Here is a 17,009-nt window from a genome sequence, read left to right as displayed (position 1 = left end):
GTCCGTCGACGGCGGCTAGGAGGCAGCCCACCCGGTGACCCAGCGGCCAAGCCGGGCATAAGCCTCTTCGCGGGCATCGTGCGCGGAGAGGAACACGTCGTGGAGCGCGCCGTCGATGCGCTCGACGGTGACCGAATGGCCGAGCTTCAATGCCGCCCTGGCAATGTCGTCGACCACGAGCACGCTGTCGGCACGCGTGAGCTCTTCCGACCATCGGGTGGGCACAGCCGAGCGCGCGGACAGCAGCACGCACGTGGGCGCCGGTATCGCCAGTCCACGCGACACCGTTGCATGACCGGCGAGCACCGCGTGCAGCCATGCCACATGCACCGCCATCGACTGCTCCGGACGCCACTCGAGGTTCACCTCGACGGGGTCTGAGTCGTCGGCGACCTCGTGCTGCGCACGCGTATAGAAACCGAGATCCACCTGCGGCACAGCATCCATCGGCGACCACCGTGCCCTCAACTCCACCATCGGCGCGATCGCAGCGCGGGCGACGCCGAGCTGGAACTCCAGCCACGGCGAATTCAGCACGAGCGCGTCGACCTGACGCGGATGCCGTGCCGCCCACAGACTGAGGATCAACCCACCGGTGGAGTGGCCGAGGAGCACCAGTCGCCGGCCGACGGCATCCCCCCGCGCGTCGAGCGCCGCGGCGATGTCATCGTCGTACTCGGCGAGGTCCGTGATGTAGCCGGGAGTCTGCCCGGCGCGCAGGCTGCGCCCGTACTTGCGCAGATCGAGCGCGAAGAAACGGGCTCCCCGTGACGTCCAGAACCGCGCAAGGCGCTTCTGGAAGAAGTAATCGGACCAGCCGTGCACATACAGCACGTCGACACCAGCGAGTGGGCGCGCATCCGCACCGAACCGCCACCACGGTGCGGGCTCCGGCAGCGCGCGCACGACTGTTGCGACGATCTCGCCCTCGGAATCCTCCCCGAGCGGCAGGGTCTGCTGCATGAACCCGTCACCGAGGACGTCTGGAATCCACTCCCCCATGCGCTTCACCCTATCCGGGTGCATGCCACGCGATCAGTCGGTTCGAGAGATGCGGACCATCTCTTCACGCGGCACCAGCTTCACGCGCGCGCGCTCCTGCGGGCCGCCGAGTTCGATCTCATGGGCGTCGAGCCGGTGCCAGCCTTCGAGATCGGTCCACTCCACGCCACGCGCTTCGAGAAGCGCAGGAATCGCCTCATCGGACGGATCTTCCGGCTGCCACCACGAGCCCTGATCGTTGATGAGGTGACTCACGGTCTCCATGGCATCCGACTTCGTGTGGCCGATCAGGCCGACGGGGCCACGCTTGATCCACCCCGTGGCGTAGATACCGGGAACACGCTGGTTCGACTTCGTCTCGAGCACCTGCCCCTCACGGTTCGGGATGACGCCGTGCTTCTTGTCGAACGGCACGCCGGGCAGCGGCGATCCGAAGTATCCGACTGCACGGTACAGCGCCTGCATCGGAATCTCGCGCAACTCGCCCGTGCCGACGGCGCCGCCGGCGCCATCCGATTTCGTCCGCTCGTAGACGAGGGCGGCGACACGGCCGTTCTCGTCCTTCTTGACCTCGACGGGGCGCGCCCAGAAATGCATGTGCAGACGGCGGGATGCTGTGCCGCCGGCGTTGTTCACCGAGTCGAGCTTGCGCCACGACTGCATGATGCGGTTCATCACCATGACCTGCTTGTTGCTGGCCACCGCCTGCTCCGATGCCTCGTCGTAGTCGAAGTCCTCGTCGTACACGACCATGTCGACATCGCGCAGCTCACCGAGCTCGCGCAGTTCGAGGGGCGTGAACTTCACCTGCGCGGGTCCACGGCGGCCGAAGATGTGCACGTCGGTGACCGCGCTCTCCTTGAGCCCGTTGTAGACATTGTCCGGCACCTCGGTGACGAGCAGGTCGTCGGCGTGCTTGGCCAGCATCCGCGAGACATCGAGGGCGACGTTGCCGTTGCCGATGACGCCGACGGATGCGGCATCCAGCGACCACTCGCGCGGCACGTCGGGGTGACCGTCGAACCAGCTGACGTACTCCGCCGCGCCGTAGGAGCATTCGGCGTCGATCCCGGGGATGTCGAGGCCGGAATCGCGCACCGAACCGGTCGCGAAGATCACCGCGTTGTAGTGCCGCTTGAGGTCTTCCAGCGTGATGTCGGTGCCGAAGTGCACGTTTCCGAAGAGTCGGATATCACCGCGGTCGAGAACGTCGCGAAGCGCATTGATGATCCCCTTGATGCGCGGGTGATCGGGGGCGACGCCGTAGCGCACCAGACCGTAGGGCGCCGGGAGGTGCTCGAACAGGTCGATCGAGACGTCGAACTTCCGCTCGGCCTTGAGCAGGATGTCGGCGGCGTAGATGCCCGCCGGTCCTGCCCCGACGATGGCCAGTTTGAGCTTCGTCATGGGGTTCCTTCCGTCAGCTGCTGCGATCAGCGAGATTCTCGGCGAACCGCGTGAGCGCATCGCGAACCGTGCCCTTGGGCAGTGGTTCGAGGGCGGCGATCGCATCGGTCGTCCAGGTGCGGGCGAGTTCCATGGTGCGCTCGGTGGCGGCATGGTCTCGCAGTTCGTTGAGGGGCTCGTCGAGGATCGCCGGGTCGGCGCCGTCTGCGATTCTCGCGACGCCGTCGTCGATTCGACGAGCGAGCTCGATGTCTTCCGGGCGGATGCTGGTCTTCAGCAGCAGCGAGGGCATGGTCGGCACGCCGGCACGCAGGTCGGTGCCTGGCACCTTGCCGGTCTCAGCGGGATCGGCCGACAGATCGATGACGTCATCGAGCAGCTGGAACGCCACCCCGACCTTCTCGCCGTACGCCCGCATCGGCGCCTCGAACTCGGTCGGAGCGTTCGAGAAGATCACGCCGCCTTCGGTGGCCGCGGCGATCAGAGAGCCGGTCTTGTCGGCGAGCACCTGAATGTAGAACTCGATGGGGTCATCGCCCGGCTGCACCCCGACGGTTTCGTGCATCTGGCCGAGGACGAGCCGCTCGAAGGTGTCTGCCTGCAGCTGCATCGCACGATCGCCGTGGCGCGACATGATCTGACTGGCCCGGGAGAACAGGATGTCACCGGTGAGGATCGCGACGTTGTTGCCCCACACCGCGTGCGCGGCGGGCACCCCGCGCCGGGTGTCAGCGCCATCCATGACGTCGTCGTGATAGAGCGAGCCGAGGTGCGTGAGCTCCAGCGCCTTGGCGATGTCGATCACCGCGTCGATGTTGCCGTCGCCGAGCTGGGCTGTGAGAAGCGCGAGCACAGGGCGGATGCGTTTGCCGCCCGCCTCGTAGAGGTAGCGGGCCGCAGCATCCGCAACGGCATCGGCGACTTTGAGGTCTTCAGCCAACCCCGCCTCGACCAGCTCCAGTCCGTCTTCGATGCGAGACGCGACACGGCGGGCGGCGGGACCGAGGAAGACGCGGTCGCTGAAGCCGAGACGGCTCGCAAGTCGCGTGCCCGGGGAAGCGGGGCTCGAAGTCACGTGTTCCAGCCTACCCGCGACCAGCGGCACTGCCGTCGCATCGCCGAGCGCATCCGAAGCGCGCGCCCTGCAGGGGTGCCCGGCAGACGATCACGCCAGCGCATCGACCAGCGGACGGAACTTCACCCGGGTCTCGAGCAGCTCCGATTCGGGGTCGCTGCCGGCGACGATCCCCGCCCCCGCGTAGGCGGTGACGCGGCGAGCGCCGGAGGCTGAATCGGGGGTCTCGGCGAACTGGGCACAGCGCAGGGCGATCGCCCATTCGCCGTTCCCGGCCGCGTCGATCCAACCCACGGGGCCCGCATAGCGCCCGCGATCGAAGGGTTCGATGCGCCGGATCGCGGCAACGGCGGTGGCGGTCGGTGTACCGGCGACGGCGGCGGTGGGATGCATCGCTCCGACCAGATCGAGGGCGGAGGCGCCGTCGTCGAGCTCGCCTTCGACATCGGTGGCGAGGTGGAAGAGGTTCGGCAGCTTGAGGGTGAAGGGCTGCTCGCTGGCCGCGAGGGTGCGCGTGTGCGGCCTGAGCGAGGCGAGCACGCTCTGCACGGCGTATTCGTGTTCGTCGAGGTCTTTCCCGCTGCTGGCAAGGGCTGCGGATGCGGCATTGTCGGCATCCGGATCGGCACCGCGAGCGGTGGTGCCGGCAAGCACCCGCGCGGTCACGGTGCGCTCGTGCACGGTGACCAGAGTCTCGGGGCTGGCGCCGATGAGCCCGTCGACCGCGAACGTCCACGTGTCGGGATAGCCGCTCGACAGCGCCCGCACGAGCCGACGCAGATCCGCGTCGCCGGGGACGGTTCCGGTCAGGTCGCGCGCCAGCACCACCTTGCTGTAGGCATCTGCGGCGATCTCATCGAGCGCCAGCTGGACGGACTCCTGATACCCCTGCGGCGTCTGCGCGCCGGGCCCCACACGTCCGGCCCAGTGCGGCGCATAGGCAGAGGCATCGGCGACCGGCGCGAACTCGGCATCCGAGTCGCGGATGCGTGTGATCCAGCTGCGGCCATCGCGGCGTCCGATGATCGTCTGCGGGATGATCAGCAGGCTGTCGGCCGCGGAGTCCTCATCGAAGGTGAGCGCGCCGAGAGCGACGAGGCCGGTGCCCGGCATCCCGATCAGATCGTCGATCTCTGCATTCGCGACGAGTTCGCGCCACGCGTCGGCGATGATCGCTGAGCGGACGGCGCCGCGCCCGGCGGGGACGCGGATGGATGCTGCCATCCCCTCGCCTGCGGCTACGAAACCATCGCCGCGGCGCAGCCAGGCAAGCGGCCGCACGGGGGAGGTGTGGGCCAGCAGATCTTCGACGGGTGGGATCTCGCGTGTCTGCGCGACCAGGCGGATGCTGCTCACCCCTCCAGCTTACTGTTCGGTCCTGGCCCGGCGATCTGTTCGAGCCAAGCGTCCAGCATCCGCCGCCTAGGATCGACACATGACTGCGTCTGAGCCGAACCGCGCCGACCTTGGCAAAGATCCCTCGCATGTGAGCGGCATGTTCGATCAGGTCGCCGCCGGCTATGACCGCACGAACACCGTGATGACATTCGGCAATGACGCGCTGTGGCGCGCGGCTGCCACCCGGGCAGTGGCCCCGAAGCGCGGCGAGCGCATTCTCGATCTGGCCGCGGGCACGGCATCCTCCTCCGCGTCGCTCGCGGCGAGCGGGGCGCAGGTCGTCGCCGCCGACTTCTCGCCCGGGATGCTGGCCGAAGGCCGCCGCCGACACGGTCACCTGCACAACCTGACCTTCGTCGAGGCGGATGCGACGGCGCTGCCCTTCGGCGACGACGAGTTCGACGCCGTGACGATGTCGTACGGACTGCGCAACGTGCAGCAGCCGAAGCAGGCGATCGCGGAACTGTACCGCGTGACGAAGCCCGGCGGTCGCCTGGTGATCAACGAGTTCTCGACGCCGCCGGGAAAGCTCTTCCGCGGGCTGTACCGGTTCTACAACGCGCAGGTGCTGCCGAGGGTCGCGCGTCTCGCCGGCACGAACGGTGATGCGTACGACTACCTCAATGAGTCGATCCGCGATTGGCCCGACCAGCAGACGCTCGCATCGTGGATCCGCGAAGCGGGCTGGAGCGAGGTCGCCTACCGCAACCTCACCTTCGGCATCGTCGCGCTGCACCGGGCGCGCAAGCCGCTCTGAGCGTCAGCTCGCGGCCAGCCGCTTCTTCTCCACCTCGACGTCGAAATCAGCCTTCGGCCACTGCGGATCGATCTCTTCCAGCGCGCTGATCAGCAGTTCCTGCACTGCGAGGCGCGCATACCACTTGTGATTGGCTGGCACGACGTACCAGGGCGCGGAGTCGGTCGATGTGCGGTCGAACACCGTCTGGTACGCGGCCATGTAGTCGCTCCACAGCATCCGCTCGTCGACGTCGCCGGGGTTGTACTTCCAGTGCTTGTCGGGCCGGTCGAGTCGTTCCATCAACCGGTCCTTCTGCTCGTCCCGAGAGATGTGCAGCATGACCTTGATGATGCGGATGCCGGATGCCGCGACCTGCTTCTCGAATTCGACGATCGCATCGTAGCGGCGCTCGATCTCGGCATCGTCGGCGAGACCGCGGACCTTTCCGATCAGGACGTCCTCGTAGTGCGAACGATCGAAGACGCCGATGAACCCCGGTTTCGGAAGGCGCTTCTCGATGCGCCAGAGGAAGTCGTGCGCGAGTTCTTCTGGGGTCGGTGCTTTGAAAGCGGCCAGCTCGACGCCCTGCGGGTCGACGCCGCCGACGACGTGTCGCACGATGCCACCCTTTCCGGCGGAGTCCATCGCCTGCAGTACGAGCAGCACGCCATCTGTGGCGGTTCCCGCCCGACTGGCGGCGAAGAGCCGCTCCTGCAGGTCGCTGAGCTCGTCGCTGCGGGCGGCGAGAAGCTTCACCCCGTCGTGCTTGTCGCCTCGGAAACCGGGCGTGGCGTCGGGGTCGACGGCGGCGAGTTCGAAGCCGCGCGCGACTCTGAGGAGGTCGTCTGGAGTGGCATGCCAATCGTGCTTGCTCATGCAGACATCATGCCGGGTTCGCGGCATTGTCTGCAGCATCCGGCACAATCGGAGCCATGGACACCTCGCTTCTGGTCATCGTCGTCGCAGTGCTGGCCGCGGCGCTGGCTGGAGGGCTCGGCTTCCTGCTGGGCGCCCAGCGCGGCCGGTCGGCGGATGCAGGTCAGCGTGCTGAGCTCAGCACCGCGCGCTTGCGGGTCGAATCGCTGGAACGGGATGCCGCGGCGCTGCGCGCCGACATCACCGCGAGGGTGCACGAAGAGCGCGCACTCGGCGACGGCCGGGTGGCCGAGGCGCGCAGGCAGGGCGACGCCGCGGTCGAGACGGCGAAGAGCGAGGCCCAGGCCCGGCTGGAGCACGCACGCGCCGAGCACGTGCAGCGGTTGGCCGAGGTGCGGGATGAGGCCGCGGCTGACCTCGCCCTGGAACGTCGGCGCGCGGTGGAGCGGCTGGACGAGCTGCGCACCGATCAGAAGCGCCTGGCCGATGAATTCGACGCGCTCAGCAAGAAGGCGCTGCAAGAGAACGCGAAGGCGTTTCTCGATCAGGCCGAAGAACGCCTCAAGCGCAGTCAGAGCGAAGGCGCGGCCGAACTGCAGAAGCGCCAGGATGCCGTGCAGCAGCTCATCGAGCCGATCCAGAAGACCCTCGATACGGTCAAGACCGAGATGACGACGGCCGAGAAGTCGCGGCTCGAGGCGAACGCCGCGCTGGCCGAGCAGCTGCAGTTCATGCGTCAGACCTCGGAGACGCTGGGTTCGGAGACCCGCAACCTGGTCAATGCGCTGCGCGCGCCGCAGGTGCGGGGGCGATGGGGCGAACTGCAGCTGCGGCGCGTGGTCGAGGCATCGGGGATGGTCAACCACGTGGATTTCGTCGAGCAGATGCACCACGTCACCGATGAGGGTGCGATGCGGCCAGACATGGTGGTGCACCTGGCTGGCGACAAACATGTCGTGGTCGACTCGAAGGTGGCCTTCAACGGCTACCTCGAGGCGATGGAGGCCACCGATGACATCGTTCGCGCGCAGCGGCTGAAGGCGCATGCACGGCATCTGCGCGCACACATCGATGACCTCGGCACGAAGCAGTACTGGGATGTGGTTGCCGGCTCACCCGAGTTCGTGGTGATGTTCGTGCCTGCGGAGCCCTTCCTCGCGGCCGCGCTCGATGAGGATTCGACCCTGTACGAGTACGCGTTCGAGCGCAATGTCGTGATCGCGACGCCGTCGACGCTGATCGCACTGCTGCGCACAGTCGGCCACGCCTGGCGGCAGGATCAGCTGGCACAGGAGGCGCAGCAGATCTTCACCGTCGGCAAGGAGCTGCACAAGCGACTGGGCACGCTCGGCCAGCACCTCAGCAAACTCGGCAAGAGCCTGAACTCCACCGTCGACGCCTACAACAAGTTCGCCGGTTCGCTCGATCGCAACGTCGTCACCCAGGCTCGGCGCTTCAGCGCACTGCAGGGTCTCGACGAGGTGCTCGCCGACACGGCGCCGGTGGAGGCGCTGGCGATCGCCCCGCAGAAGACCGATCTGTATGAAGACGACGAGGAGCGCTACGCGAGTGCTGATGTCGAGACGATCGCGGATCGGCTGACCTGAGCCGGCTGTTCCCTTGCTGCACTCCCGCTGTTCGCCCGCAGCTCAGCGATCGAGCGGCACCTCGATGATCTGCGGCCCGACGATCGGCGAGGTCAGCGCCTGATCCAGCACGGATCTCGTCGAGACATGCGCGAACTCCCACCCGTACGCAGCCGCGATCTCACGCAGACTCGCAGTATGCGGCGTGAAGAACCCACGATCCAGGTCTTCGGCAGGAGCAGAGGCTGCGACTTCCAGACCGTCGAAGATCGTGCCTCCGCCATCATTGCCGACGATCACCTGAATCCTCGGCGCAGGCTCATCAGCAGGCAGCATCAGCGCTCCCACATCGTGCAGGAAGGCAAGATCGCCCAGCAGTACTCGGGTCGCCCCCGGCGCCCCCTCTGCCTGGCTCGCCGCGGCGATTCCGATGGCGGTCGCGATCGTGCCGTCGATCCCGGCGAGTCCGCGGTTGGCGTGCACCGGAACCTTCTTGCCGCCGAGCACCTGGTCGGCCACGCGTACGAGCCGCGATGATCCGAACACGAGCCGGTCGTGCGGCCAGGTGGCACGCCACACGGCATCCACCAGGATCTCCCGGTCGACGCGCTTGCGCACCGCATCGAGCTCCGCACGCACGGCGCCCAATCGAGCACCCTTGTCGAGCGAATACAGCCCATCCTGGTCGGGAGCAGGCGCACTCAGGTCGATCACCAGCGCGTTGGAAGCGGTCATCCACTCCCCCAGCCACACGCGATCGCCTGCACCTGCAGCAACGGTCACCGCGTCCGCCGGGGTCGTGCGTCGATTGAGATTCAGCGCCTCGCCGCCCGATCGCACCGCCACGACCTCGACGTCGCCGCGCGACAGCAGCGCCGTCACCTCACGGCTCAGCGTCGGGTGCCCGAAGACCACCGCGCGTTCGACCCGTCCGCCGAGTGCGTCAGCGCGCAGCAGCTCGCGATAGCCGTGCACCACCAGGCGTCCGAAACGTGCGCCGCTGACGATCTCTGCGATGAGCGGCCAGCCGCCGGAATGCGCCAGCTCTTCAGCATCCGCTCCCGCATCCGCCCCCGCGATGACCACCGTTCGGGGACCTCTCTCGAGGACGACGGGCGTCGGTGCTTCGCGCACCGGCAGATCACCGGCGGTCGCGGTGACGTCGCCAGCTGCCGACAGCGGCTCCCTGGCCGGAAGATTGAGATGCACGGGACCTCGCACACCCGAGATGCCCTCGCCGTCCAGGCCGAGCGCCGCGCGCACCGCCGAAGCGCCGAGCCCGGCCCAGCCGGCTGCAGTGTTCGGGCCATCCCCGTCAGCGGCGGTACCGGGCACCGGCGCGTCGACCTGCATGCGCACGAATGCGCTGAAAATGCCCGGCTGAATACTCGCCTGGTTGGCGCCGACCCCGCGCAGTTCCGGTGGGCGGTCGGCGGTGAGCAGCAGCAATGGGATGCCGGAGTGAAACGCCTCCATGGTCGCTGGCAGCAGATTGCCGGCCGCGGTGCCCGATGTGCAGATCACCGGCACGGGACGGCCCGTCTCGCGAGCGATGCCGAGAGCGAGGAATCCGGCGACGCGCTCGTCGATGCGCACGTGCACGCGCAGCGCCTCCGCGCGAGCAAGCGCCATCGCGGCGAGCGTCAGTGCCTGTGAGCGTGATCCCGGCGAGAGCACCAGATCACGAACCCCGTGTTCGATGAGCTCGCCGAGGAGCCCGGCCGCCGCGTCACTCGCCGGCGATGACGTCACGACCGCGGGTCCGCGCCGTCAGCTTCGTCGTCGAGACGCGCTAGCTCTTCTTCCAGCTGACGGATCCGAGCATCCTGCTCGGCCTTGTCCATGCCTCGCAGCACGTCGGGCCGGTCGTCGGGGCCAGACACGTACTGCGAGTTCGACTCGCCAGCGCGGCGACGTCCGAGCAGGAACCAGAGGATGCCGCCGATCACCGGCAGCAGCACAACGATGAGCACCCACACCGTCTTCGAGACACCGCGGTGCCGCGTCGTCGGCTGCGCGGCGCAGTCGACGACGCTGTAGATCCAGAACACGGCGGCGAGGAACGCGCCGACGATGAGGAAACGCGCCATGCTCTCAGTCTAGATCGCTCCAGCATCGCCCGGACTGCTCGGCTGTGAACGCGCGCGATCCACAGCATCCGCCTAGAACCCGCTCGTACACTGAGAGGGTGAAGTTTCCACCGTTTGTCGTCTACACCGTGCTGCGGTTGCTGGCGTTCTTCGTGCCCCTCGCGATCATGTGGTTCTTCTTTCCGATCTTCCGCGAGTACTGGTGGCTGGCCGCGCTGTTCGCCGCACTCATCGGCATGAGCATCTCGCTGCTGTTCCTGCGCTCCCCGTTGTCGAAGACGTCGCGGGAACTGTACGAGCGACGCGCCCAGCGCACCGCGGCCGCAAGCGACGAAGACATCGAAGACCGGGCCGACCCCGAGGTCTGATCGCTCCGCGACGTCTTCAGCCGACCAGCGCCCAGTAGATCAATCCGGCGTACGCGAGCGACGACAGCGACGTGAGGCTCAGCGCGATCACCAGTTCGCGCGGCTGACGGTACGACCACACGATGGCGATTGCGGGAATCACAGCCAGCAGCACCAGCAGCGACAGCCAGGCGATCGGATAGAGCAGCAGTGCGAAGAAAGCCGCGATGCCGAACGGCACGAGCGCGAACAGCGTGAACAGCACCTGCGTGGCGCGCTTGCCGATGAGGACAGTCAGCGTGCGCTTGCCGACTTCGCGGTCCTGGTCGATGTCGCGCAGGTTGTTCGCCAGCAGCACGGCGCAGGCGAACAGTCCCGCGGCGATGGCGGCGAGCCAAGCCTCGAGCGGCAGCGCGAACGACTGCACCCAGGTGGTGCCGAGCACTGCGACCAGTCCGAAGAAGACGAAGACGAACAGTTCGCCCATCGCGTTGTAGCCGTAGGGGCGCTTGCCGCCGGTGTAGAACCAGGCGGCGACGATGCTGATGGCGCCGACGGCCAGCATCCACCACTGCTGAGTGCGGATGACGATCGTGAGGCCGGCGAGCGCGGCGAGCGCGAAGAAGACCAGCGCGGTGATCAGCACCTGCTTGGCCGGGACCCTGCCGGATGCCGTCAGGCGGGCGGGTCCGACGCGGTGGGCGTCGGTGCCGCGGATGCCGTCGCTGTAATCGTTGGCGAAGTTCACCCCGATCTGCAGCAGCACCGCGACCGCCAGGCAGGCGAGGGCGATCACCCAGTGCAGGCTGCGATCGGTGACCTGCGCAGCGCCGGTGCCGAGAATCACGGGGGCGACCGCCAGCGGCAGGGTTCGCAGCCGCGCGGCGCCGATCCAATCGCCGGCCGTCACCGGACCTGCTTCGATCACGGGTCGCTTGGCCGGGTTGCCGCTCGTGCGCTTCTTCTTGGTTCGGGATGCCACGGTCGGAAGCCTACTGGCTCGGCCGATCCTCCCCGTGAGAAACCACTTCCGGCGCGAGAAACCACCTCGCACGTGGTTTCTCGTGCGGGAAGTGCTTTCTCGGTGAAAGGATGCTGCGGGCGTCGGCCGAGTACTCTCGAAGCGTGACCGATCAGCCCGCCCGCGCCCTGTATCCCCAGGCGAATTCCGTCGAGGAATTCGCTCAGAATCTCGCCGATGTGCGAGCGAACATCGCTGCCGCGGCAGAGAGATCGGGTCGGGATGCTGCGGGCATCCGTCTGCTGTCGGTGAGCAAGACCGTCCCCGAGGAGCGACTGCTGCTGGCGATCGAGGCGGGGGCTGTAGACCTGGGCGAGAACAAGGTGCAGGAAGCCAAGCGCAAGGCCGAGAACCTCGCCGACCAAGACGTGCGCTGGTCGGTCATCGGACACCTCCAGACCAATAAGGCGAAGGACGTCGTCGCGTTCGCCGACGAGTTCCAGGCGCTGGACAGCATCCGCCTCGCCGATGCTCTCGACCGGCGACTGCAGGCCGCTGGCCGCTCTCTCGATGTCTTCGTGCAGGTGAACACCTCCGCCGAGGAGTCGAAGTTCGGCCTTGAGCCCGGCGAGGCGCTCGCTTTTCTCGAAGCACTGCAGCACCACGACAGTCTGCGTGTGCAAGGCCTGATGACCCTCGCCCTGTTCACCAGCGACACCGACCGCGTGCGGGAGTGCTTCCGCATTCTGCGCGACCTGCGCGATCAAGCTCGTGAGCGCGATCTGGTCGGCCCGGGTGAGCTGTCGATGGGCATGTCCGGCGACTATCAGGCCGCCATCGAAGAGGGCGCGACGGTCGTGCGCGTCGGACAGGCGATCTTCGGCGCACGCCAGACACCGGATTCTGAGTACTGGCCGGGCTTCGCGAAGTGAGCACCGCGAGCAAGCCGGATTGGGCGCACGGCCGCGCCCGCTGGGAGCTGGATCGCCGCCCGGCGGAGGTGCTGCTGATCGGCTCCCAAGTCGCTTTCGGGTCGGTCGGCATGAACGGAGTGCTGCCGATGCTTTCGGGGGTGCGCGTCGTGCCGCTGCCCACCATCGTGTTGAGCAACCTGCCGCACTACCCGAGTGTGCACGCGACGCCGCTGCCTGCGGAGTGGCTGGCCGGCAGCATCCGCGATCTTGAGGCGCTCGGCGCACTCGATGAGATCGACAGCGTGTGCACCGGCTACTTCGCATCACCCGAGCAGGTGCATGCCGTGGCCGATGCCCTCGAACCGCTGCTCGCGCGTCGACCTGACCTGCGCGTACTGGTCGACCCGACACTCGGCGATTCTGACGTGGGGATGTACACCGACCCCGCCGTCGCCCCGGCGCTGCGCGAGCGGATGCTGCCGCTGGCCACCGGCGTCGTGCCGAACGGGTTCGAGCTCGGCCTGCTGAGCGGCGCAGACGCTTCTGCAGATGCCGAGGCCGCGGCCCGGGGTCTGCTGGGCCCGCGCACGGAGTGGATCGTGATCAGCGGCGGCGCAGCGACCGGCGGCCCCACGCTCGTCGACGTCGTCGTGACTCGCGAGGACGCGACGAGGCTGGAGCATCCGCTCATCCCGACGACGGTCAAGGGCACCGGCGATGCGTTCGCCGGTGCAGTGCTGGCGGAGCTGCGCCGCGGCGCCGCAGTGACGGATGCCGTCGATGCGGCCGCCGTCGCCGTCCGCTCCCTGCTCGCCTGACGCCCCGCAGGACTGTCAGACGATCGGCCGGCGCTCGTAGTAGGTCTGCAGAACGACCGTGGTGTGCGTGCTGACATTCGCGGTCAGGCGGATGTCGTTGACGAGCTGCTCCAGCGCACGCGGCGATGCAACCCGCACGAACAGCATGTAGGCCGCGTCGCCGGCGATCGAGTGGCATGCCTCGATTGCGCTGAGGTGCTCGAGCAGCTCGGGTGCGTTGTCGGGCTGGGCAGGATCCAACGGTGTGATCTCGACGAAGGCCGACAGCGGCACACCGACCTCCTCCGGGTCGAGCACGGCCTGGTAGCCGGTGATCACGCCGCGGCTCTCCAGCCGCTTCAGCCGCGACTGCACGGCCGAAGTCGACAGCCCGACGGCCTCGGACAACTGCGAGAGCGTCGCCCGTCCATCCCGGGCCACAGCAGCAACGATCGTGTGGTCGACAGCATCATCCATACATGGAATAATAACGGTAGTTTCGGCGTACAGCCGGAATATTTCCTGTTTTCTGTCTGATCGGAGGTTCCGATGCCCCTTATCACCACCCACTCCCAGGCCATCATGGGCGAGCCCGAGGTCGTTGAGGACGCTCGCATGGCCGAGTCCAGCGCCGCGTGGAAGCAGCTGAAGGACGCCGCCATCGCGATCCGCGCGCTGCAGGTCAAGGACGGCTCGATCGTGGATACGGACGTCCACGAGGATGCCGCTCGGCACACCGCCGCCATCATCGGCGGCATCCGGGCACTCGCTCCCGCCTTCCCGCATGACGCCGCCTACCTCGACGCACTCGTGGTCGACTTCCAGCGCTGGGCCCACGGTGGCTTCGCCGAGCCCGACTTCCTCGACTCGCTGATGGCTTTCCAGCCGCAGCAGCACCGCGTCGATGGCATCCGACACCTCGTCGTGTTCCCGATGTACACCCAGAACGGATCCAGCGAGCGTCTCGTCGAGGCGCTGATCGTCGAGGCGATCTGGCCGGAGTTCATCGCCGAGCTCGAGGCCGGCGACTACGGCAACAAGCTGTTCGTCTCGCTTCGCCTGGTCGACTTCACGCCCGGCTACGACACGAACTCAGCCGTGCTCTTCCCTGAGACCGTGGCGATGCGCGAGATCCCGAGCTTCACGTGGGGGGCGATCTTCCAGGATCGCGAAGCCGCCCGCTACCGGCGCGTCGTGCGCGCGGCATCCGAGATCACGAACCTCGAACTGCCCGAGCGCGCCGCGAAGATGCTCGACGATCAGGAAGTCACCGAGAAGACCTTCGTGATGTGGGACATCATCCACGATCGCACCCACATGCGCGGCGACCTGCCGTTCGACCCGTTCATGATCAAGCAGCGGATGCCGTTCTTCCTGTACTCCCTCGAGGAGATGCGCTGCGATATGACGGCGTTCCGCGAGTCGGTGAACATCGAGCGGGCATTCGACGCGCGCATCGCCGCTGGCGAGCAGCTCACCGAGACCGAGCAGGAGATGCACGAGTACGCGCACCTCGTGCAGTACGCGGTTATCTTCGACCGGATCTTCCGCTTCGCGATCACCGGCAACCGCACGCGCAACTACGACGCCGTCGGCGGTCAGCTGCTGTTCGCCTGGCTGCACCAGCGCGGCGTGCTGCACTGGACCGACACCGCACTCGCCTTCGATTGGGACAGCGTTCCCGACGCCGTGGTGGCGCTGGGAGATGCGATCGACGACCTGTACTGGCACTCCATCGACCGCCCGAAGGTGGCGCACTGGCTCGCTGCGTACGAGCTGGTCCGCGGCACGCTCACCCCGCACCCCGCGTCGCAGTGGGCGCGCGGTCTGTCGGATGAGATTCTCGCGGGCGCGCCGAAGGGATACACGGATGCCGTGATGGACGATGAGTTCCCGCTGTCGATGTTCTTCGAGACTCTGAACAAGAAGATGCGGCCGGTCATCGAGTCGACGGTCGGCATCCGCGGCGACGACGATTGAGTCGTCTGCGCCGGCTTGATTCCACAATGACGAGGAGCATTCGATGACCGCATCCGGACGCACTGTCCTTCTCGCCGGAGCCACCAGCGCTGCCGGCCTCGCCACCACTCGCGCCCTCAGCGATGCGGGTGCTCGAGTGATCGCCACCGGCCGCTCGCCCGAGCGTCTGGAGCCGCTCGCTGATGCGGGCGCTCAGGTCGAGGTGGCGGATGCCACGTCGCTGGCCGAGATGATTGTCCTGGCTGATCGCATCGGCGCCGTCGACGGCGTGATCTCGCTGGTCGGCGGCTGGCGCGGCGGCGGCGGGCTCGCCGGCCAGAGCGACGAAGACTTCGCAGCCCTCCTGCCGGCACTTCAGGCGGTGCGCGCGACAAGTCGGGCATTCGATTCCGCCTTGCAGACATCGGGTGCCGGTCGCTTCGCGATCGTCTCTGCCACCGCGGTCGAGCGACCGCTGGCCGGAGGCGCGAACTATGCGGCTGTCAAGGCGGCGAGCGAGGCCTGGACGCGGTCCGTTGCGCACGGGTTCGCGAAGGCTGCTCGGGATGCTGGTCTGCCGCTTTCTGCAGCATCCGTCATCTTCCGCGCCGCGGGCGCTCTCGATCCCGATCTGCTGGCCGCGGCCGTCGTCGACCTGTGGAACGAGGAAGCGCCCACTCTGAACGACACGGTGCGGGTGCTCGGCCCTAGGCTTGCACAGTGAGCATTCTGCATGACAGCGCCGTTCGCGGCTTCGCATCTGACAACTATTCCGGCATCCACCCCGAGGTGCTCGCGGCGATCGCCGCCGCCAATGACGGCCACCAGAGCGCCTACGGCGCAGACGTCTACACCGAGCATCTGCAGCAGGTGTTCCAGCAGCACTTCGGTGAGGGCGTCGAAGCCTTCCCCGTATTCAACGGCACGGGCGCGAACGTCGTCGGCCTGCAGTCGATGCTGCCGCGCTGGGGCGCGGTGATCGCGGCATCCTCCGCCCACATCAACGTCGACGAAGGCGGTGCGCCCGAGCGAGTCGGCGGCATCAAGCTGCTGACGGTTGACACCGAAGACGGCAAGCTGACCCCCGAACTCGTGGACCGCGAGGCATGGGGCTGGGGCGACGAGCACCGCGCGCAGCCGCTGGTCGTCTCGATCACCCAGTCGACCGAGCTCGGCACGCTGTACACGGCCGCCGAGATCCGCGAGCTCGCCGACCACGCTCATGAGCGCGGCATGCGCCTGCACCTCGATGGTGCACGGCTCTCGAATGCGGCTGCCGCACTCGACCTGCCGCTTCGCGCGTTCACCCGCGACGTCGGCGTCGACGTGCTCAGCTTCGGCGGCACGAAGAACGGCGCGATGCTCGGAGAAGCCGTCGTCGTGCTGAACCCGGAGGCCGCCGACGGACTGCTGTTCGGCCGCAAGCTGAACATGCAGCTCTCCTCGAAGATGCGCTTCGTCTCGGCGCAGCTGATTGCCCTGCTGGAGGGCGACCTGTGGCTGCGCAACGCTCGTCATTCCAATGCGATGGCCCAGCGGCTGCGCGCGGCTATCGAGCAGGGAATCGCAGACGGGGCCGTCAGCGGTGTCGAGTTCACCCAGCCGACCCAGGCGAATGGCGTCTTCGCGACGCTGCCCGACGGTGTGGCCGACAAGCTGCGCGAATCCTTCCGTTTCTACGACTGGGATGCCGCCCGCAACGAGGTGCGCTGGATGTGCAGTTTCGACACGCACGAAGACGACGTCGACGCCTTCGTGGCCGAGCTGGGTCGCCTGACCGCCAGTTGAACCGTTGCCTCGGGGTTGTCGACGTGTCGGGTTTGACCGACGTACCTACCAGGTGAATGGAGGTCGTCAT

17 protein-coding genes are annotated in these 17,009 nt (G+C 67.6%); 8 read left to right on the top strand and 9 right to left on the bottom strand.

Annotation, left to right across the window (positions count from 1 at the left end; genetic code table 11):
* Nucleotides 1-15 precede the first annotated feature (15 nt).
* From FM104_RS05080 to FM104_RS05065, 4 genes are all read right to left on the bottom strand, one after another.
* Nucleotides 16-1,002 (bottom strand): alpha/beta hydrolase, encoded by a 987-nt coding sequence (locus FM104_RS05080; RefSeq protein WP_087130382.1) that lies wholly within the window; start codon nucleotides 1,000-1,002, stop codon nucleotides 16-18.
* A gap of 33 nt (nucleotides 1,003-1,035) precedes the next feature.
* The gene (locus FM104_RS05075; RefSeq protein ID WP_087130381.1) at nucleotides 1,036-2,409 is read right to left on the bottom strand and encodes an FAD-dependent oxidoreductase; all 1,374 of its coding nucleotides are present in this window, start codon (nucleotides 2,407-2,409) and stop codon (nucleotides 1,036-1,038) included.
* 13 nt (nucleotides 2,410-2,422) lie between these two features.
* Complete coding sequence (locus tag FM104_RS05070; RefSeq protein WP_087130380.1) at nucleotides 2,423-3,484, bottom strand: polyprenyl synthetase family protein; 1,062 nt, start codon at nucleotides 3,482-3,484, stop codon at nucleotides 2,423-2,425.
* 90 nt (nucleotides 3,485-3,574) lie between these two features.
* Nucleotides 3,575-4,840: an isochorismate synthase gene (locus FM104_RS05065; RefSeq protein ID WP_087130379.1), complete on the bottom strand. Its 1,266-nt coding sequence runs from the start codon at nucleotides 4,838-4,840 to the stop codon at nucleotides 3,575-3,577.
* 79 nt (nucleotides 4,841-4,919) lie between these two features.
* On the opposite strand from FM104_RS05065, the gene ubiE reads away from it, so the two are divergent.
* The gene (ubiE, locus tag FM104_RS05060; RefSeq protein ID WP_087130378.1) at nucleotides 4,920-5,639 is read left to right on the top strand and encodes a bifunctional demethylmenaquinone methyltransferase/2-methoxy-6-polyprenyl-1,4-benzoquinol methylase UbiE; all 720 of its coding nucleotides are present in this window, start codon (nucleotides 4,920-4,922) and stop codon (nucleotides 5,637-5,639) included.
* A gap of 3 nt (nucleotides 5,640-5,642) precedes the next feature.
* Here ubiE and FM104_RS05055 read toward each other — a convergent pair whose 3' ends face one another.
* Nucleotides 5,643-6,497, bottom strand: a complete 855-nt coding sequence (locus tag FM104_RS05055) for a PPK2 family polyphosphate kinase (protein ID WP_087130443.1) — start codon at nucleotides 6,495-6,497, stop codon at nucleotides 5,643-5,645.
* Nucleotides 6,498-6,553: 56 nt separating this feature from the next.
* On the opposite strand from FM104_RS05055, the gene rmuC reads away from it, so the two are divergent.
* Nucleotides 6,554-8,104, top strand: coding sequence for a DNA recombination protein RmuC (rmuC, locus tag FM104_RS05050; RefSeq protein ID WP_087130377.1), 1,551 nt, complete (start codon nucleotides 6,554-6,556; stop codon nucleotides 8,102-8,104).
* 42 nt (nucleotides 8,105-8,146) lie between these two features.
* Here the strand turns inward: rmuC and menD are convergent, their stop codons facing one another.
* Nucleotides 8,147-9,835 (bottom strand): 2-succinyl-5-enolpyruvyl-6-hydroxy-3-cyclohexene-1-carboxylic-acid synthase, encoded by a 1,689-nt coding sequence (gene menD, locus FM104_RS05045; RefSeq protein ID WP_087130376.1) that lies wholly within the window; start codon nucleotides 9,833-9,835, stop codon nucleotides 8,147-8,149.
* Nucleotides 9,832-10,173 (bottom strand): PLD nuclease N-terminal domain-containing protein, encoded by a 342-nt coding sequence (locus FM104_RS05040; RefSeq protein WP_087130375.1) that lies wholly within the window; start codon nucleotides 10,171-10,173, stop codon nucleotides 9,832-9,834. The genes menD and FM104_RS05040 overlap by 4 nt, the downstream gene beginning before the upstream one ends.
* Before the next feature lie 98 nt (nucleotides 10,174-10,271).
* Between FM104_RS05040 and FM104_RS05035 the strand changes: the two genes are divergently transcribed.
* Nucleotides 10,272-10,541: a DUF4229 domain-containing protein gene (locus FM104_RS05035; protein ID WP_087130374.1), complete on the top strand. Its 270-nt coding sequence runs from the start codon at nucleotides 10,272-10,274 to the stop codon at nucleotides 10,539-10,541.
* 16 nt (nucleotides 10,542-10,557) lie between these two features.
* On the opposite strand, the gene FM104_RS05030 is transcribed toward FM104_RS05035, so the two are convergent.
* On the bottom strand, nucleotides 10,558-11,502 hold the full coding sequence (locus tag FM104_RS05030; protein WP_373407835.1) for a 1,4-dihydroxy-2-naphthoate polyprenyltransferase: 945 nt from the start codon (nucleotides 11,500-11,502) through the stop codon (nucleotides 10,558-10,560).
* 143 nt (nucleotides 11,503-11,645) lie between these two features.
* Between FM104_RS05030 and FM104_RS05025 the strand changes: the two genes are divergently transcribed.
* Complete coding sequence (locus tag FM104_RS05025; RefSeq protein WP_256971527.1) at nucleotides 11,646-12,413, top strand: YggS family pyridoxal phosphate-dependent enzyme; 768 nt, start codon at nucleotides 11,646-11,648, stop codon at nucleotides 12,411-12,413.
* Nucleotides 12,410-13,213: a PfkB family carbohydrate kinase gene (locus FM104_RS05020; protein ID WP_087130372.1), complete on the top strand. Its 804-nt coding sequence runs from the start codon at nucleotides 12,410-12,412 to the stop codon at nucleotides 13,211-13,213. The genes FM104_RS05025 and FM104_RS05020 overlap by 4 nt, the downstream gene beginning before the upstream one ends.
* Before the next feature lie 15 nt (nucleotides 13,214-13,228).
* Here the strand turns inward: FM104_RS05020 and FM104_RS05015 are convergent, their stop codons facing one another.
* Nucleotides 13,229-13,669 carry an Lrp/AsnC family transcriptional regulator gene (locus FM104_RS05015; RefSeq protein ID WP_087130371.1) on the bottom strand — a complete coding sequence of 147 codons (441 nt, stop codon included), beginning with the start codon at nucleotides 13,667-13,669 and terminating at the stop codon, nucleotides 13,229-13,231.
* Nucleotides 13,670-13,741: 72 nt separating this feature from the next.
* Between FM104_RS05015 and FM104_RS05010 the strand changes: the two genes are divergently transcribed.
* The 3 genes from FM104_RS05010 to FM104_RS05000 are packed head-to-tail and all read left to right on the top strand — an operon-like array spanning nucleotide 13,742 to nucleotide 16,939.
* A complete protein-coding gene (locus FM104_RS05010) occupies nucleotides 13,742-15,172 on the top strand; it encodes a DUF6421 family protein (RefSeq protein WP_087130370.1) in 1,431 nt (476 codons plus the stop codon).
* A gap of 43 nt (nucleotides 15,173-15,215) precedes the next feature.
* Entirely contained in the window at nucleotides 15,216-15,875 is a 660-nt protein-coding gene (locus FM104_RS05005; protein ID WP_087130369.1) for an SDR family NAD(P)-dependent oxidoreductase, read from the top strand.
* The gene (locus FM104_RS05000; protein ID WP_087130368.1) at nucleotides 15,872-16,939 is read left to right on the top strand and encodes a threonine aldolase family protein; all 1,068 of its coding nucleotides are present in this window, start codon (nucleotides 15,872-15,874) and stop codon (nucleotides 16,937-16,939) included. Before FM104_RS05005 ends, FM104_RS05000 begins: the two co-directional genes overlap by 4 nt.
* The last annotated feature ends 70 nt before the right edge of the window (nucleotides 16,940-17,009 follow it).

The organism is Microbacterium esteraromaticum (assembly GCF_900163815.1).
GTDB lineage: Bacteria > Actinomycetota > Actinomycetes > Actinomycetales > Microbacteriaceae > Microbacterium > Microbacterium esteraromaticum_B.
This window is presented reverse-complemented; position numbering and strand designations above follow the sequence as displayed.

Excerpts from the sequence above, each read along its gene's own strand:
- FM104_RS05080 (WP_087130382.1), bottom strand. The coding sequence starts at position 1,002 with ATGGGGGAGTGGATTCCAGACGTCCTCGGTGACGGGTTCATGCAGCAG.
- FM104_RS05075 (WP_087130381.1), bottom strand. The coding sequence starts at position 2,409 with ATGACGAAGCTCAAACTGGCCATCGTCGGGGCAGGACCGGCGGGCATC.
- ubiE (WP_087130378.1), top strand. The coding sequence starts at position 4,920 with ATGACTGCGTCTGAGCCGAACCGCGCCGACCTTGGCAAAGATCCCTCG.
- FM104_RS05055 (WP_087130443.1), bottom strand. The coding sequence starts at position 6,497 with ATGAGCAAGCACGATTGGCATGCCACTCCAGACGACCTCCTCAGAGTC.
- rmuC (WP_087130377.1), top strand. The coding sequence starts at position 6,554 with ATGGACACCTCGCTTCTGGTCATCGTCGTCGCAGTGCTGGCCGCGGCG.
- FM104_RS05040 (WP_087130375.1), bottom strand. The coding sequence starts at position 10,173 with ATGGCGCGTTTCCTCATCGTCGGCGCGTTCCTCGCCGCCGTGTTCTGG.
- FM104_RS05015 (WP_087130371.1), bottom strand. The coding sequence starts at position 13,669 with ATGGATGATGCTGTCGACCACACGATCGTTGCTGCTGTGGCCCGGGAT.
- FM104_RS05010 (WP_087130370.1), top strand. The coding sequence starts at position 13,742 with ATGCCCCTTATCACCACCCACTCCCAGGCCATCATGGGCGAGCCCGAG.
- FM104_RS05005 (WP_087130369.1), top strand. The coding sequence starts at position 15,216 with ATGACCGCATCCGGACGCACTGTCCTTCTCGCCGGAGCCACCAGCGCT.